At 68.2% G+C, this 16,495-nt stretch carries 14 protein-coding genes; 10 read left to right on the top strand and 4 right to left on the bottom strand.

All coding sequences use genetic code 11. From position 1 onward, the window contains the following. Positions 1-285: 285 nt before the first annotated feature. The gene (gene tyrS / locus ACSDHM_RS20460; protein ID WP_088497597.1) at positions 286-1,497 is read right to left on the bottom strand and encodes a tyrosine--tRNA ligase; all 1,212 of its coding nucleotides are present in this window, start codon (positions 1,495-1,497) and stop codon (positions 286-288) included. 167 nt (positions 1,498-1,664) lie between these two features. On the opposite strand from tyrS, the gene ACSDHM_RS20455 reads away from it, so the two are divergent. Together ACSDHM_RS20455 and ACSDHM_RS20450 are read left to right on the top strand one after the other, a co-directional pair. Beyond that, positions 1,665-3,137, top strand: coding sequence for a M23 family metallopeptidase (locus ACSDHM_RS20455; RefSeq protein ID WP_180868022.1), 1,473 nt, complete (start codon positions 1,665-1,667; stop codon positions 3,135-3,137). Between the two features lie 65 nt (positions 3,138-3,202). Next, positions 3,203-4,330, top strand: coding sequence for an anhydro-N-acetylmuramic acid kinase (locus ACSDHM_RS20450; RefSeq protein ID WP_334271705.1), 1,128 nt, complete (start codon positions 3,203-3,205; stop codon positions 4,328-4,330). A gap of 74 nt (positions 4,331-4,404) precedes the next feature. Here the strand turns inward: ACSDHM_RS20450 and ACSDHM_RS20445 are convergent, their stop codons facing one another. The 3 genes from ACSDHM_RS20445 to ACSDHM_RS20435 form a co-directional block, all read right to left on the bottom strand. After that, the gene (locus tag ACSDHM_RS20445; RefSeq protein ID WP_005420465.1) at positions 4,405-4,635 is read right to left on the bottom strand and encodes a hypothetical protein; all 231 of its coding nucleotides are present in this window, start codon (positions 4,633-4,635) and stop codon (positions 4,405-4,407) included. A 78-nt stretch (positions 4,636-4,713) separates the two neighbouring features. Continuing rightward, positions 4,714-6,018: an AmpG family muropeptide MFS transporter gene (locus tag ACSDHM_RS20440; RefSeq protein WP_049413991.1), complete on the bottom strand. Its 1,305-nt coding sequence runs from the start codon at positions 6,016-6,018 to the stop codon at positions 4,714-4,716. Continuing rightward, positions 6,015-6,815: an exodeoxyribonuclease III gene (locus ACSDHM_RS20435; protein ID WP_069140053.1), complete on the bottom strand. Its 801-nt coding sequence runs from the start codon at positions 6,813-6,815 to the stop codon at positions 6,015-6,017. Before ACSDHM_RS20435 ends, ACSDHM_RS20440 begins: the two co-directional genes overlap by 4 nt. 161 nt (positions 6,816-6,976) lie before the next feature. On the opposite strand from ACSDHM_RS20435, the gene pyrE reads away from it, so the two are divergent. The 8 genes from pyrE (at position 6,977) to ACSDHM_RS20395 (ending at position 16,475) form a co-directional block, all read left to right on the top strand. Next, positions 6,977-7,636: an orotate phosphoribosyltransferase gene (gene pyrE, locus ACSDHM_RS20430; RefSeq protein WP_439426533.1), complete on the top strand. Its 660-nt coding sequence runs from the start codon at positions 6,977-6,979 to the stop codon at positions 7,634-7,636. Between the two features lie 19 nt (positions 7,637-7,655). Further along, positions 7,656-8,318: a hypothetical protein gene (locus tag ACSDHM_RS20425; RefSeq protein ID WP_134972362.1), complete on the top strand. Its 663-nt coding sequence runs from the start codon at positions 7,656-7,658 to the stop codon at positions 8,316-8,318. A 221-nt stretch (positions 8,319-8,539) separates the two neighbouring features. Beyond that, positions 8,540-8,632 carry a potassium-transporting ATPase subunit F gene (locus ACSDHM_RS20420; RefSeq protein WP_005407770.1) on the top strand — a complete coding sequence of 31 codons (93 nt, stop codon included), beginning with the start codon at positions 8,540-8,542 and terminating at the stop codon, positions 8,630-8,632. Positions 8,633-8,644: 12 nt separating this feature from the next. Beyond that, entirely contained in the window at positions 8,645-10,354 is a 1,710-nt protein-coding gene (kdpA, locus tag ACSDHM_RS20415; protein ID WP_334271707.1) for a potassium-transporting ATPase subunit KdpA, read from the top strand. Positions 10,355-10,364: 10 nt separating this feature from the next. Then, positions 10,365-12,422 carry a potassium-transporting ATPase subunit KdpB gene (gene kdpB, locus ACSDHM_RS20410; RefSeq protein WP_088497602.1) on the top strand — a complete coding sequence of 686 codons (2,058 nt, stop codon included), beginning with the start codon at positions 10,365-10,367 and terminating at the stop codon, positions 12,420-12,422. Further along, positions 12,419-13,069 (top strand): potassium-transporting ATPase subunit KdpC, encoded by a 651-nt coding sequence (gene kdpC, locus ACSDHM_RS20405; protein ID WP_353080348.1) that lies wholly within the window; start codon positions 12,419-12,421, stop codon positions 13,067-13,069. The genes kdpB and kdpC overlap by 4 nt, the downstream gene beginning before the upstream one ends. Before the next feature lie 51 nt (positions 13,070-13,120). Next, positions 13,121-15,781, top strand: a complete 2,661-nt coding sequence (locus ACSDHM_RS20400) for a sensor histidine kinase (protein ID WP_072168700.1) — start codon at positions 13,121-13,123, stop codon at positions 15,779-15,781. Continuing rightward, entirely contained in the window at positions 15,762-16,475 is a 714-nt protein-coding gene (locus ACSDHM_RS20395; protein WP_005420506.1) for a response regulator transcription factor, read from the top strand. Before ACSDHM_RS20400 ends, ACSDHM_RS20395 begins: the two co-directional genes overlap by 20 nt. Positions 16,476-16,495 lie beyond the last annotated feature (20 nt).

Raw genomic sequence — 16,495 nt, 5'->3', positions numbered from 1 at the left:
GCCAGACTTTTTCAGTCCGTCAACACCTTCGTTCGATTATTTCGTTCGACGGTGGTGGGCGCCCTGGTGTCGCTGAAGCCCCTTGGTGGCGACCCCTGCGACGGGGGAGGAGAAGTATGTCCCCATTCCCATCATTTGTGAAGGGGGTGTGGCGATTTTTTTCACCGGATGTTGCATCTGTTCATGCGCCGCGCTGCGGCAGGAACCCGTGAAGAGCAGCCGAGCGTGGGCTTGGCTCTACAAGAGCAGAAGGAAGGGCCGGCTGGCGCCGGCCCTTCCTTCTTCTCAGCCAGCAACCAGGCGCACGCGGGCGAAGGTGCGCTTGCCGACCTGCAGCAGGCCTTCGAAGCCCGGCTGCAGCACCTGCTGGCCGTCTTCAACCACTTCACCGTCCACCTTCACCGCGCGCTCCTTGAGCTTGCGGTTGGCTTCGGAGTTGCTCGGGGTCAGGCCGGCCGCCGTCAGCAACGCGGCAATACGCAGGCCTTCGGCCGGGATCGCCACATCCTGCAGCGGCAACTGGGTGATGTCGCCCTGCCCGGTCACCGCCGCTTCCCAGCCGGCAATCGCCTGCTCTGCCGCCACGGCGTCGTGGAAACGGGTCGCCAGCTCACGCGCCAGGCGCAGCTTGACCACGCGCGGGTTCAGGTCGCCATTGGTCACCTGCTCGCGCAGCTGCACGGCCTCCGCCTGGCTGATGTCGAAGGACAGCAGCTCGATCCAGCGCCACATCAGGGTGTCGTCCACCTTCATGGTCTTGGTGACGATGTCGATGGCCGGCTCGCTGATACCAATGTAGTTGCCCAGCGACTTGGACATCTTGTTGACGCCGTCCAGGCCCTCCAGCAGCGGCATGGTCAGCACCACCTGCGGCTTCTGGCCATGGTGTTCCTGCAGGCCACGGCCCATCAGCAGGTTGAACTTCTGGTCGGTACCGCCCAGCTCGACGTCGGCCTCCAGGGCCACCGAGTCGTAGCCCTGCACCAGCGGGTACAGGAACTCATGGATGGCGATGGACTGCTGGGCGGCATAGCGCTTGGCGAAGTCGTCGCGCTCGAGCATGCGTGCCACGGTGTGCTGCCCGGCCAGGCGGATCATGTCGGCCGCGCCCATCTTGCCGAACCACTCCGAGTTGAAGCGGACTTCGGTACGGCTGCGGTCCAGCACCTTGAACACCTGTTCCTCATAGGTACGGGCGTTGGCCAGCACGTCATCGCGGCTGAGCGGCTTGCGGGTGAGGCTCTTGCCCGAGGGATCGCCGATCATGCCGGTGAAGTCGCCGATCAGGAAAATGACCTGGTGGCCAAGGTCCTGGAACTGGCGCATCTTGTTCAGCAGCACTGTGTGGCCCAGGTGCAGGTCGGGCGCAGTGGGGTCGAAGCCGGCCTTGATCCGCAGCGGGCGGCCTTCCTGCAGGCGCGCGCGCAGATCCTCGAGCTTGAGGATCTCGTCGGCACCGCGGCCGATCAGGGCAAGGGCTTCTTCAATCGAGGACACGTGACTACTCCCGGCAACGCCGATTCTTGTGTGGGGTGTTAAAGCAAAGTTAACCCGATTGGCTTCACAAAAGCCAATGGGCACAAGGGTTTGACGCGGTTTTCTCAGGTGTCTATGGTAACCGCCGATCAGGCCCGCGCTCCCGGGCCGCCAGGAAAAGACCGCCGATGCACAATTCCGAACAAGGGCGCGCACGCAAGCAGCGCTTCCAGGAACGCCTTCACGTCCTGCACGACAACGCCCTGCATCGGAAGCTCAGGCAACACCTTCCCGCCGCCTTCAATGAGCGCTGGACCCGCCGCCATTGGATGCACGCCAGCCTGTTTGCGACCATCGGCGCCCTGGTGGCGACGATCGTCCCCGGTTTCTCGCACACCATTGATGCGCCTTACGCGGACAGCCACACCAGCCTGGCGCTGCCGCTGCCGCCGTTGACCATGGCCCGCCAGCAGCAGGTGCCGGGCGACAGCTGGCAGGTGCTGCGCATCCAGCGCGGCCAGACCCTGAGCGACCTGTTCGACAAAGCCGGCATTCCGGCCAGCACCCTGCACCGGGTGCTGGAGCACCCCGGTGCGCGCGAGGCGCTGACCAAGCTGCGCCCGGGCGCCGAGATCGCCTTCGACATGCCGCTGTCCGGCGACCTGCGCAGCATCCGCTTCGATCGCGACGCCGACAACCGGGTGGAACTGAGCCTGACCGGCGATGACATCAAGGAGAAGGTGACGCGGCGCGAGACCTCCACGCGTACCGTGGTCACCAGCGGCGAGATCACCAGTTCGCTGTATGCCGCGGCCCGCCGGGCCGGGCTGTCGCCGTCGGCGATCGCGACGATGACCGACGACATCTTCAAGTACGACATCGACTTCTCCAAGGACCTGCAGCCGGGCGACCGCTTCAGCGTGGTGATGGACGAGACCTGGCGCGAAGGCGAGAAGGTGGACACCAGCAAGATCCTGGCGGCGACCTTCACCACCGGGGGCAAGACCTATTCCGGCTTCCGCTTCGACCGCAACGGCAAGTCCGAGTACTACGACATCAACGGCCGTTCGTTGAAGAAGAGCTTCATCCGCATGCCGATCCCGTTCGCGCGGCTGAGCTCGACCTTCGGCGCACGCAAGCACCCGGTGCTGGGCAAGATGCGCATGCACAAGGGCGTGGACTACGCCGCGCGCACCGGCACCCCGATCATGGCCGCCGGCGACGCCCGCGTGCAGTTCGCCGGCGTGCAGCGCGGCTACGGCAACGTGGTGATCCTCGACCACGGTCGCGGCCACACCACCCTGTACGGCCACATGTCGCGCTTTGCGAACATCAAGACCGGCCAGCGCGTGGCCCAGGGCACGGTGATCGGCTACGTCGGCTCGACCGGCCTGGCCACCGGCCCGCACCTGCACTACGAATTCCGCGTCAACGGCGAGCACCGCAACCCGCTGACCGTGACCATGCCGCCGCCGGAGCCGCTGAAGGGCGCCGAGCTGGTCGCCTTCCGCGCGCAGACCGCGCCGGCGATGGCCCGCATCCAGGGCATGGAGAAGCTGATCTACGCCGATGCCAGCCCGGCACCGACCAGCCGCGACGAGGCCGCCGCCGAGGTGGCCAGCGCCAAGGACAAGCAGTCGACCGGCCGCAAGCGCGGCTGAGCGCGCTGCGTTGACGAACAAGGACGCGGCAGCCCAAGCTTGCCGCGTCCTTTTTTATGCCCGCCATGAACACCACTGCCGACGCTGACGCCCCCCTGTACCTTGGCCTGATGTCGGGCACCAGCGCCGACGGCATCGACGCTGCGCTGGTGCAGTTTCCCGCGGGCGGTGGCTGCCGCTTCGTGCACGGCCTGACCGCCCGCTGGGAACCGGTGCTGCGCGCGCGGCTGGTGGCGCTGGGCGAAGGTGGCCCGTTGGATTCGCTGGAGGAGCTGGGCGAACTGGACGCGCGGATTGCGATCAACTTCGCCGAGGCTGCCAACCAGCTGCTGGCCGAAGCCGGCGTGGATCGCAGCCAGGTGCGCGCGATCGGCTCGCACGGCCAGACCGTGCGCCACCGCCCGCTGGCCGATCCGGCGTTCACCGTGCAGCTGGGCGACGGCAACCGCATCGCCGAGCTGACCGGAATCACCACGGTGTCCGACTTCCGTCGCCGCGACGTGGCGGCCGGGGGACATGGCGCGCCGCTGATGCCGGCCTTCCACCTCGGCATGCTGGGCGCCGCCGACGAGGACCGTGCCGTGCTCAACCTGGGCGGTATCGCCAACCTGACCCTGATCCCGCGCGAAGGCGCGGTGCGCGGCTTCGATACCGGCCCGGCCAACGCGCTGATGGATGCCTGGTGCCAGCGCCACACCGGCCGTACCTTCGATGCCGATGGCGCGTATGCCGCCAGTGGCGCGGTGGACGAGGGCCTGCTGGCCGGCTGGCGTTCGGACCCGTGGTTCGCGCTGCCGCCGCCGAAGAGCACCGGGCGCGAGCAGTTCCACCTGGCCTGGGCCGAGGCGCACATGGGGGAAGGCGAATATGCCGCTGCCGATGTGCAGGCCACCCTGCTGGAGCTGACCGCGACGACCGTGACCGACGCGCTGCTGGCGCAGCAGCCGCAGACCCGGCGCCTGCTGGTCTGTGGCGGCGGCGTGCGCAACCGGCAGCTGATGAAGCGGCTGGCGGCGCGGCTGCCGGAGGTGCAGGTGGAGTCCAGCGCGCTGCACGGGCTGGACCCGGAGTACGTGGAGGCGATGGGCTTTGCCTGGCTGGCGCAGCGGACGATGGACGGGCTGGCCGGCAACCTGCCGAGCGTGACCGGGGCGACGGGGCCGCGGATCCTGGGGGCAATCCACCTGGCGTGAGGTGGCGCCATCCACGCAGGGCGTGGATTCACCGGGCAGCCGAGCGTGGGCTCGGCTCTACCTCTACAAAGCCGCTAATCGAAGCCCTGCCCTGCGGGCAAGGCCTGCAAGGCGGCGATCGCATCGGAGAGGGCGTCCACTTCGGGATCGCCGAAACCGGAGCGGACCTCCAGTTCACTGCTGAACAGGCCCTGCTCCAACAAGGCGGCGCAGGTCTGTTCATGGGTCCAGCCGCGGGCGACCGCGACACGTCTGATACGTTCCAGCAGCAGCGGGTCCAGGTCCCGCAGCACAACGTCGGCCATGCTCACTTCCCCGTTCGCAAGGCACCGCCCCCTCGGCGCGTCGGGGGCGATGATCCCGCAGTCCGGGCGGGCAGGCAATCAGGCGACCGGTGGCGGCCCGCGGTCGGCGATCCGCGGCCACAGCCAGGCCAGCAGCAGCAGGGTCGGCACCACAGTGACCGAGCTGAGGATGAAGAACGTGCTGTAGGACGTCGCCTCAACGATGTATCCGGAGACACCGCCGATGAACTTGCCCGGCAGGTTGGCCAGCGATACCAGCAATGCGTACTGCGTGGCGGTGAAGTTGCGGTCGGTCAGCGACGACATGAAGGCCACCAGCACGGTGCCGGCGAACCCCTGGAACAGGTTGTCGGCACTGAGCGCGGCATAGAACGCCCACAGCTTGCCTGGGTTGTGCGCCATCAGCAGGAAGGCGAGGTTGGACATCGCCACGCCCAGTGCGGCCACCAGCAGCATGCGCCGGAAGCCGAATGCGGCCACCGCAATACCCCCCAGGAACGCACCGCCGATCCCCATCCATACACCGAACAGCTTGGACACGGTGGCGATGTCGGCCTTGTCGAACCCCGAATCGAGATAGAACGGCCCGGCCATCACGCCGATCACCTGATCGGGGAACTTGAACAGGCCGACGAAGGCCAGCAGCACCAATGCCAACGCCACGCCATTACGGCTGAAGAAGCTGGAAATGGGCTGGACGAAGGCTTCGGCGATATCGATGCGACGCTGCACCGCCGTGGCCGGGCGCTCCGGCTCGGCGCACAGCAGGGTAGTGACGATCGGCAGCAGCATCAGCGCGGCCATCGCCAGGTAGGCGACGATCCAGCCTTCGAACTGCGCCAGGTACAGCGCGCCGGCACCGGCCAGGATCAGGCCGATCCGGTAGCCCAGCGTATAGGTGGCCGCCAGCGCGGCCTGCGCGGTCTGCGGAGCGATCTCGATACGGTAGGCATCGACCGCCGAGTCCTGGGTGGCGCCAGCGAACGACGCCACCAGCACCCACATCACCAGTGGCCAGACGCCCTCTTCCGGCCGCACGAAGGCCAGTGCGACCAGGCCGACCAGCACCAGCACCTGCGATACCAGCAGCCACGAACGGCGGCGGCCGAGCGCGCCCAGCAGCGGAAATGCATAGCGGTCCAGCAGCGGCGCCCACAGGAACTTGAGCAGGTAGAAGAAGCTGGCCAGGCTGATCAGGCCGATGCTGCCCAGGTCCAGGCCGACGTCGCGCAGGCGCGTGGACAGCGTCTGCGAAGCGATCAGCAGGAACGGCAGGCCACTGCCGAAGCCAAGCATGGCCATGGTCAGCGCCGACGGGGTACCGAAGGCGCGCTTGATGCCTGCCCAGCCCTTGTAGCTGACCGGTGTGGCGGCCTCGGTCACAGGTCGTAGTCCACGGTGAACGGGGCGTGGTCGGAGAAGCGCTCGTCGCGGTAGATCGAACAGCTACGCAGTTTGTCGCGCAGGCCCGGCGTGATGAACTGGTAGTCGATGCGCCAACCGACGTTGTTGGCGCGGGCGGCGCCGCGGTTGCTCCACCAGGTGTAGTCCTCGCCGGTGGGATTGAGCAGGCGGTAGGCATCGGCCCAACCGCGGCCGGCGGCGACATCGGTGGCCTGGCCGTGGTCGGCGCAGAGGGCGTTGAGCCAGTCGCGTTCCTCCGGCAGGCAGCCGGAATTCTTCTGGTTGGACTTCCAGTTCTTGATGTCCAGCGCCGAACGCACGATGTTCCAGTCGCCGCACAGCACGTAGTCGCGGCCGCTGCGCGCCCACTCCTCCAGGATCGGGCGCAGCCATTCCATCACTTCGAACTTGAAGCCCTGGCGCAGGTCACCCGAGCTGCCGGAGGGAATATAGAAGGAGACCACGCTGAGATTGCCGTAGCGCGCCTCGATGTAGCGGCCTTCGTCGTCGAACGGGGCCCAGCCCAGCGAGGTGATGACCTGGTCCGGCTCGCGCCTGCTGTAGATCGCCACGCCGCTGTAGCCCTTCTTGGTGATGGCGTCGCGGTAGAAGCAGTGATGGCCATCCGGACGGAACATCGGGTCGGTCAGCTGGTCTTCCTGGGCCTTGGTTTCCTGGATGCACAGGACGTCGGCGTCCTGGGCCCGGAACCAGTCCAGGAAGCCCTTGGTCGCGGCGGAACGGATGCCATTGGCGTTGAAACTGATGATGCGCATGCGGGGACCTGCGGCGGGAAACCGGGCAAGCATACCGGTTGCCCGTGGGGCTGCGCAGTCCGCCAGGCAACGCCGCGACAGGCTTCACGCGGGGCCGGACGAGCGCGAAACGCCCAGCTGGATTAGGATTTGTGCTCCAAATGAAGATGAATCGAGTTTTGATGAGCGACCACCGCCACCGTTTCCTGCAGCTGGCCCTGACCGCCGACGCCCTGCGCTTCGGCCAGTTCACCCTCAAGTCCGGCCGGCTGAGCCCCTATTTCTTCAACGCCGGCCGTTTCGACTCCGGTTCGCTGCTGTCCCAGCTCGGCGCCTGCTATGCCGATGCCATCGATGCCAGCGGGATCAAGTACGACGTGGTGTTCGGCCCGGCCTACAAGGGCATCCCGCTGGCCACCGCGATGGCCTGCGAGCTGGCCCAGCGCGGCCGCGACCTGCCGCTGTCATTCAACCGCAAGGAAGCCAAGGACCACGGCGAAGGTGGCCAGCTGATCGGCGCTGACATGAATGCCAAGCGCGTGCTGATCGTCGACGACGTGATCACCGCCGGTACCGCGATCCGCGAAGCGCTGGGCATCATCCGCGCTGCCGGCGGCACCCCGGCCGGCATCGTGGTAGCCCTGGACCGCCAGGAGATCGCCTCGGAAACCGACCGCCGCTCGGCGGCGCAGTCGGTGGCCGAAGAGGCCGGGATTCCGGTGATCGCCGTGGCGTCGCTGGCCGATCTGCTTGATTTCGCCTCCGGCAACCCGGAACTTGTGGGTTACCGCCAGCCGCTGGAAGCCTACCGGGCCCAGTACGGCGTCCGTTCGATCCGCTGACCGACCCAGGGGAAAGGTCATGTCCCGAGTTCCTGCCGTTCTCTTTGCCGGCCTGCTGCTGGCCGTGCCGTCCACCGTGCCGGCGCAGTCGCGCGACGGCGGCAAAGTGGAAAAGAAGCTGTACTGCTGGAACGAGGGCAAGGAGCGGATCTGCAGCGATTCGCTGCCAGCCGATGCGGTCAATCACGCCCGCGAGGAGTTCAACGCGAAGAGCGGCCTGCGCAATGCGCAGGTCCAGCGCGCGTTGACCGACGAAGAGCGCGCCGCGGCCAGCACCCAGGCGCAGCAGCAGCAGCTGGACCTGATGGCCGAGCAGACCCGCCAGCGTACCGAGCAGGCGATGCTGTCCACCTATGGCAGCGAGGAGGACCTGCGCCGGGTGTTTGCCGAGCGCCAGGAAGTGCTGGACAACAACCTCAAGACCGCCGAGTACAACGTCACCAGCCTGCGCGAATCACTGGTGGCGCTGCTGTCGGCCGCCGGTGACCGAGAACTGGCCGGTGGCAAGGTCGCCGACAAGCAGGCCGAGGCGATCCGTCAGCGGCACGTGCAGTTGCAGGCGCAGCAGCGCCTGCAGGCCGGGTTCCTGCAGCAGCAGCAGGCGCTGAAGGCGGAAATTGAAAGCACCCTGCAGCGTTATCGCGAGCTGAAGGGCGTGGCGCCAGCAAGCCAGGCACCGTGATTCGCTTGTAGAGTCGAGCCCATGCTCGGCTCCGCGTGACCTTGGGAAAGAGCAGCCCAGCATGGGCCCGGCTCTACAGTAGGCGGCGCCTGGTTACGGCTTGGCCCACGGAATTTATGCACTCTTTACGCGTCGGCACGGTCCGGCGCGTAGTGCGTTTATGGGCGGCAGGACGACGATGACGGCCTGAGGTGGAGGGGTTCCACCAGGACGCTATTGCAATGTCCCCCTGGCTGTCGTTGTTGTGTGGCGTGCTGGTGCTGGTCGCCGCCGCCTATCTCCTTTATGTCGTGCTGCGGCCCGAGTCGTTCTGAGCGGAGCCTGCCATGACCGAGATGCTTGTGATTATTGCCGCCAGCCTGTTGCTGGCGTGGCCGCTGGGCCTGTACCTGGCGCGGGTGATGCGCGGCACGCCGATGAGGGCCGACGTGCTGTTCAACTGGATCGAGAAGCCGCTGTACAAGGTGTTCGGCGTCGATCCCTCGCGCGCGATGTCCTGGCGCGGCTACGTGCTGGCCTTCGTGCTGAGCAACGCGGTGGTCGCCGTACTGACCCAGGCGGTGTTCATGACCCAGGCCTGGTTGCCGTTGAACCCGGACCAGATCCCGAACATGCGCTGGGACACCGCGCTGCACACGATGATCTCGTTCCTGACCAACACCAACCAGCAGCACTATTCGGGCCAGGCGCAGCTGTCCTACCTCTCGCAGATGACCGGCATCACCGGCCTGCAGGTGGTGACACCGATGATGGGCCTGGCGCTGGCGGTGGCCACGCTGCGCGCGTTGTTCTCGCGTGCGCCGCAGGCTGCGGCGGCCACCAGTACCGGCGATGACCGCCAGGTGGCGGTGGGCAACTACTACGTGGACGTGGTGCGCCTGTGCGTGCGCTTCCTGTTGCCGCTGTGCCTGGTGTGGACCCTGCTGCTGACCAGCCAGGGCGTGCCGTCGACGATGGCCGGTGGCCCGCAGGCCACGCCGATCGATGCCAGCGCCGGCATGGCCGGACAGAAGCTGCCGCTGGGCCCGGTGGCGGCGATGGTCGCGGCCAAGCAGCTGGGCGCCAACGGTGGCGGCTGGTACGGCCCGAACAGCAGCTTCCCGCTGGAAAACCCGACCCCGCTGTCGAACGCGCTGGAAATCGTCGGCATCCTGCTGGTGCCGATGGCGGTGATCTTCATGATCGGTGCATTCACCGGCCGGCGCCGGTTCGGCGCCCTGGTGTTCAGCTGCATGCTGGGCATGTCGCTGCTGTCCACCGGCGCGATGGTGTGGAGCGAAGGGCACAGTGCCAGCGCCGCCACGCCGCTGCTGATGGAAGGCAAGGAGGTGCGCTTCGGCGCCGACGGCACGGCGCTGTGGGCGGCGGTGACCACCCAGGTCTCCAACGGGTCGGTCAACGGCATGCATGACTCGCTGGCGCCGCTGAGTGGCGGCATCGCGATGGTCAACATGCTGGTCAGCGCGATCTGGGGCGGCATCGGCTGTGGCCTGCAGCAGTTCATCGTGTACCTGCTGCTGGGCGTGTTCCTGGCCGGGTTGATGACTGGACGTACGCCGGAACTGTTCGGCCGCAAGCTGGAGACGCCACAGGTACGCCTGCTGGCCCTGCTGGTGCTGCTGCAGCCGATCACCCTGCTGGTGTTCACCGCGATCACCCTGGCCGTGCCCGGGCTGGCCGCTACCTCCAACCCGGGCTTCCATGGCATCAGCCAGGTGTTCTACGAGTACGTCTCGGCCTACGCCAACAACGGCTCGGGCTTCGAGGGGCTGGGCGACGCCACGCTGTGGTGGAACCTGAGCTGCTCGCTGGTGCTGCTGCTGGGCCGCTTCCCGCTGCTGATCATCCCGCTGGTGGTGGCCGCGCAGCTGGCCGCCAAGCGCCAGGCGCCGGAGTCTGCCGGCAGCCTGCAGATCGAAACCCCGACCTTCGCCCTGACCCTGGTCTCGGTGATCGTCATCCTGACCGTGCTGCAGTTCATGCCGGCGCTGGTACTCGGCCCGATCGCCGACCACCTCAGCCTGGGACTGCACTAAGGACACCCCGATGAGTACCCACGCAAGTTCCACCCGTAGTTCCCTTGCCCCGCGCCCTGCGCTGCTTGATGGCGCCGGCCTGCGCCGTGCGCTGGTCGAAGCAGTACGCAAGCTCTCGCCGATGCACCTGGTGCGCAGCCCGGTGATGGCGGTGGTGATGGCCGGCACGATCGTCGCCGCCATCGTCACACTGACCGGCAATGCGCCGCTGGGCTTCGGCCTGGCGGTGACCGCGATCCTGCTGGTGACCGTGTTGTTCGGCAATTTCGCCGAAGCAGTGGCCGAGGCGCGTGGCCGTGGCCAGGCCGCATCGCTGCGCCGCGCTCGCCAGGATCTGGTGGCGCGCCGTCTGGCCGCGCCGCAGCCGGGGGCTGCGGAAACCCAGGTACCTGCCGCCGAGCTGCGCCCGGGCGACCATGTGATCGTCAGTGCCGGTGAGCTGGTGCCGGCCGATGGCGAGATCGTGCAGGGCCTGGCCACCATCAACGAGGCGGCGGTGACCGGCGAATCCGCCCCGGTGCTGCGCGAGGCCGGTACCGACCGTTCCGGCGTGATCGGCGGCACCAAAGTACTGTCCGACCAGATCATCGTGCGGGTGACCGCCGAGCCGGGGCACAGCTTCCTGGACCGGATGATCGCGCTGGTGGAAGGTGCCAACCGTCAGAAGACGCCGAACGAGATCGCGCTGACCCTGTTGCTCGCAGCGATGACGCTGACCTTCCTGGTGGTGGTGGCGACGCTGCCGGCGATCGGTGCGGCGGTAGGCGTGCAGGTCGATCCGCTGCTGCTGATCGCGCTGCTGGTATGCCTGATCCCGACCACCATCGGCGGGCTGCTGCCGGCCATCGGCATCGCCGGCATGAACCGTGCGCTGGCTGCCAACGTGCTGGCCAAGTCGGGCAAGGCGGTGGAAGTGGCCGGCGACGTCGACGTGCTGCTGCTGGACAAGACCGGCACCATCACCTACGGCGACCGCCAGGCCAGCCACTTCCATCCGTTGGCCGGCATCGACGCCAGCCAGCTGCGTGAAGCGGCGCTGCTGTCCTCGCTGGCCGACCCGACCCCGGAAGGCAAGTCGATCGTACGCCTGGCGCGCGAGCAGGGTTGCGCCACCGCCGAGCCGGACCATGCCGAGTACCTGGCGTTCAGTGCACAGACCCGCATGTCCGGCGTGGACCTGGAACATGGCCGGCAGATCCGCAAGGGTGCCGCCGATGCGATCCGCGCCCACGTACAGGCGCTGGGCGGCAACGTGCCGGCGGAACTGGCCGGTCGCGTCGAGCAGGTGGCGCGCAATGGCGCCACCCCGCTGGTGGTGGCCGAGGGTCGCCACGTGCTGGGCGTGATCGAGCTGTCGGACGTGGTCAAGCACGGCATGCGCGAGAAGTTCGCGCAGCTGCGCGCGATGGGCATCCGCACGGTGATGATCACCGGCGACAACCCGCTGACCGCCGCTGCCATCGCTGCCGAAGCCGGCGTCGATGACTACATCGCCGAGGCCCGCCCGGAGGACAAACTGGCGCGCATCCGCCAGGAGCAGGCCGGCGGCCGGCTGGTGGCGATGGTCGGCGACGGCACCAACGACGCTCCCGCGCTGGCCCAGGCGGACATCGGCCTGGCGATGAACTCCGGCACGCAGGCGGCGAAGGAGGCCGGCAACATGGTCGACCTCGATTCGGACCCGGCCAAGCTGCTGGCGGTGGTGGAGGTGGGCAAGCAGCAGCTGATCACCCGTGGCGCGCTGACCACCTTCTCGCTGGCCAACGACGTCTCCAAGTACTTCGCGATCCTGCCGGCGCTGTTTGCCGCTGCGGTTCCGGCCATGGCTGCACTGAACGTGATGCAGCTGTCGAGCCCGCGCAATGCGGTGCTGGCAGCGCTGATCTTCAACGCCCTGGTGATTCCCGCCCTGATTCCGCTCGCCCTGCGTGGCGTGCGCTTCCGCCCGGCCACCGCCACCGCGCTGCTGCGCCGGAACATGCTGGTGTACGGCCTCGGCGGCGTGCTGCTGCCGTTCGCAGCGATCAAGGCGATCGACCTCCTTCTTGTCCTGGTATTCGGCGCATGAACCGTACTGTTTCCACTTCGTCTTCCCTTCCCCGCGAACAGAAAGCCGAGGCCCGCGTGGCGAGCCTGCAGGATGGCGCAAGCTGGCGCCCGGCGATCGGCCTGGGCCTGGCCACCCTGCTGCTGGCCGGCGCGGTCTACGCCGGCATCGCCACCGGCTTCGCCGGCCTGGCCTACCCGACCCAGGCCGAGGGCAGCCTGCTGCGCGACGGCAACGGCCAGGTGCGCGGCTCGGCGTGGCTGGCGCAGCCGTTCACCGGTGATGGCTACTTCCAGGCGCGTCCGTCGGCGGCCAACTACGACCCGATGGCTGCGGCCGGTTCCAACATGGCGCGCAGCAACCCCACGCTGGCCGAGCGCGTCGCCGCCAGCACCGCTGCGGTGGCCGCACGCGAAGGCGTTGCCCCGGCGCAGGTGCCTGCGGACCTGGTCACCCAGTCCGCCGGTGGCCTGGACCCGCAGCTGTCGCCGGCGGCGGCGCAGCTGCAGGTGGCGCGCGTAGCGCGTGCCCGTGGCCTGTCGGTGGAGCGCGTGCAGGCACTGGTGCAGGCGCATACCGAAGGGCGCCAGTGGGGCCTGTTCGGCCAGCCACGGGTGAACGTGGTGACGCTGAACTTCGCGCTGGACCATGCAGCCAAGGCACCGTGATGCCGGTCGGCACCGGCTGCGCGCACAATGGCAGCCATGACAGCGGCCCCCATGACTGATGCACGTACCCGCCAGGCCGATGCCCTGGTTGAAGGCCTGCAACGCGAAGCCGGCGGCAAGCTGACCGTGTTCCTCGGTGCGGCGCCGGGCGTGGGCAAGACCTACACCATGCTGACCCGCGCGCAGGAACAGCTGCGCCGCGGCGTCGACCTGGTGGTGGGCCTGGTGGAAACCCATGGACGCACCGATACCCAGGCCCTGCTGGAGGGCCTGCCGCAGCTGCCGCTGAAGGACGTGGCCTATCACGGCCATGCCCTGCAGGAGATGGACCTGGATGCCGTGCTGGCACGGCATCCGGCGTTGGTGCTGGTGGATGAACTGGCCCATCGCAATGCGCCCGGCAGCCGCCATGAGCGGCGCTGGCAGGATGTGATGGAGCTGCTGGACGCCGGCATCGACGTCTGGACCACGGTCAACATCCAGCATCTGGAAAGCCTCAACGACGTGGTGATGCGGATCACCGGCGTGCGCGTCAGCGAGACCGTGCCCGACGGCGTGCTCGACCGCCTGCACGACATCGTGCTGGTCGATCTGCCGCCGCGCGAACTGATCGCTCGCCTGCAGCAGGGCAAGGTCTATGTGCCCGAACAGGCCGCGCAGGCACTGCAGGCGTTCTTCTCACCAGCCAACCTGACCGCGCTGCGCGAACTGGCGATGCAGGAAGCCGCCGACCGCGTCGACAGCAGCCTGCGCGAAACCCGCGCCGCGCGTGGCGAAGGCAATCTGCCCCTGCGTCGCGGCGTTCTGGTGGCCATCGACGGGGGCGGCCAGAGCGAATACCTGGTGCGCGTGGCGCGGCGCATCGCAGAGCGCCGCGACGCACCGTGGACGGTAGTGACCGTGCAGGGCCGGCGCCAGGACGAGGCGACCCGGCGCGAGATCGATGCGGCCTTCGCGCTGGCACGGCGGCTGGGCGGCGACGCCGAACTGCTGCATGGATCGAGCATCGCCGATGCCCTGCTCGACCATGCCGCACACAACGGCGTGTCGACCCTGGTGCTGGGCCGGACCCGCGAACGTCCACTGGCACGGATGTTCAACCGCACCCTGACCCAGCAGCTGATCCAGCGTGGCGCGCATTACGAGATCACCATCATCAGCACGCCACAGGCACGCGCACGCTCGCGCCGCGAGAGCCTGCTGCCGCCAATGCGCGGTATCAGTCATGAACCGGCACAAGCCCTGATCGCTACCGCGCTGGCCTGTGCGGTGGCGTGGCTGGCCGAACACTGGGTGGGCATGGCCGACCTGTCGATGGTGTTCATCGTCGCGGTGGTGCTGGTGGCTGCACGCACGCGCGCCAGCGTGGCGGTGATGGCCGCGATCCTGTGCTTCCTGGCCTACAACTTCCTGTTCATCGCGCCGCGCTTCACCTTCGCCATCGGTGCACGCCAGGGCGTGATCACCGTGTTCCTGTTCCTGGCCGCGGCACTGGTGGCCGGGCGCCTGGCCTCGCGCCTGCGCATGCAGGTGATTGCGCTGCGTGCGGCCAACCGCCATGCGCGTGCGCGCCAGCAGCTGGGCCGTCAGCTGGCCAGCGCGGCCGGCAACGGCGAGGTGGCACAGGCGGGCCGGCATGCGCTGGAGCAGGCCCTGGACGTGCCGGCGTGGCTGCGGATCGGCACCGATACCGCCGCCGGTGGCCGCAACCAGCCTGGCGATACCGACCTGGCTGCCGCCGACTGGGCACTGCGCCACGGCCAGCCCAGTGGGCGCTTCACCGATACCCTGGCCGGTGCGCAATGGTGGTTCCTGCCGTTGCTGGACGGCGAAGACCGTGCGATCGGCGTGGCCGGCCTGTACCTGCCCGGCGCACAGGCGCGCCTGCTGCCCGAACAGCGGCAGCTGGCCGAAGCGATGGTCGATGACATCGCACAGGCCGCGCTGCGTACCCGGCTGGTGGCGGAACTGGAGCAGGCACACGTCAGCAACGAGACCGAGCGGCTGCGCTCGGCGCTGCTCTCCTCGGTGTCGCACGACCTGCGCTCGCCATTGGCGGCGATGATCGGGTCGGCCGACAGCCTGGCCAGCTACGGTGCGGCCATGGATACAGCCGATCGCCGTGCTTTGCTGGACACCATCCTGGTCGAGGGCGAACGGCTGGACCGCTACATCCAGAATCTGCTGGACATGACCCGGCTGGGTCATGAAGGGCTGAAGATCAACCGCGACTGGATCGGCGTGGACGAGCTGATCGGCTCGGCGGCACGGCGCCTGCAGCGCTACCAGCCAAAGGTGCGGCTGGAGCTGGACATCCCAGCCACGCTGGCACCGATCTGGGTGCACCCGGCGCTGGTCGAACAGGCCGTGTTCAACGTGATGGAGAACGCGGCCAAGTTCTCGCCGCCCGACGCCGCCGTGCAGGTACAGGCGCGCGAGCTGGACGGCCAGCTGCGCATCGACGTGATCGACGCCGGCCCCGGCATTCCCGATGACGAGCGCGCGCGCATCTTCGACATGTTCTACAGCGTCGAGCGCGGTGACCGGGGCCGCCACGGCACCGGCCTGGGCCTGACCATCTGCCAGGGCATGATCGGCGCACATGGCGGCAGCGTGCAGGCGCTGCCCGGACGCGACGGTCGCGGTACCCTGATCCGCATCACCCTGCCCCTGCTCAAGCCAGCCTCCCACGATGAGCCCGACCCCGATTGATGCCAGCGTGCCGGCCGCACGCGTGCTGGTGATCGATGATGAAACCCAGATCCGCCGGTTCCTGGACATCAGCCTGCGCGCGCAGGGCTATCAGGTGCGGCAGGCCGCCACCGGCCAGGAAGGCCTGCAGCTGGCCGCCAGCGAAGACATGGACCTGGTGATCCTCGATATCGGCCTGCCGGACATGGAAGGCCACGAGGTCCTGGAACAGCTGCGCCAGTGGAGCCAGGTGCCGGTGATCATGCTGACCGTGCGCGCCGGCGAAGCCGAGAAGGTGCGCGCACTGGATACCGGCGCCAACGACTACGTGACCAAGCCGTTCGGCACGCAGGAGCTGATGGCGCGCGTGCGGGCGCTGCTGCGCACGCGCAGCGTGCCGACCGATGGCACGCCGCCGGTGTTCGACGATGGCCACCTGCACGTGGACCTGGTGCGTCGCGAAGTCGCCCTGCAGGGTGAACCGGTGGCGTTGACCCGCAAGGAATACGCGCTGCTGTCGCTGCTGCTGCGCAATGCCGGGCGGGTGGTGACCCAGCCGCAGATCCTGCAGGAGATCTGGGGGCCGACCCACCAGCACGACACCCACTACCTGCGCATCCTGGTCGGCAAGCTGCGGCACAAGCTGGGCGATTCGGCGCTGGATTCGCGCTACCTGTTCACCGAGCCGGGCGTGGGGTTGCGGTTCAAGGGGTAGTGCCGGCCGCTGGCCGGCAA

It is taken from the genome of Stenotrophomonas sp. T8 (assembly GCF_051853085.1).
GTDB lineage: Bacteria > Pseudomonadota > Gammaproteobacteria > Xanthomonadales > Xanthomonadaceae > Stenotrophomonas > Stenotrophomonas sepilia.
The sequence above is the reverse complement of the archived record's forward strand: the minus strand, read 5'-3'. Positions and strand labels throughout refer to the sequence as shown.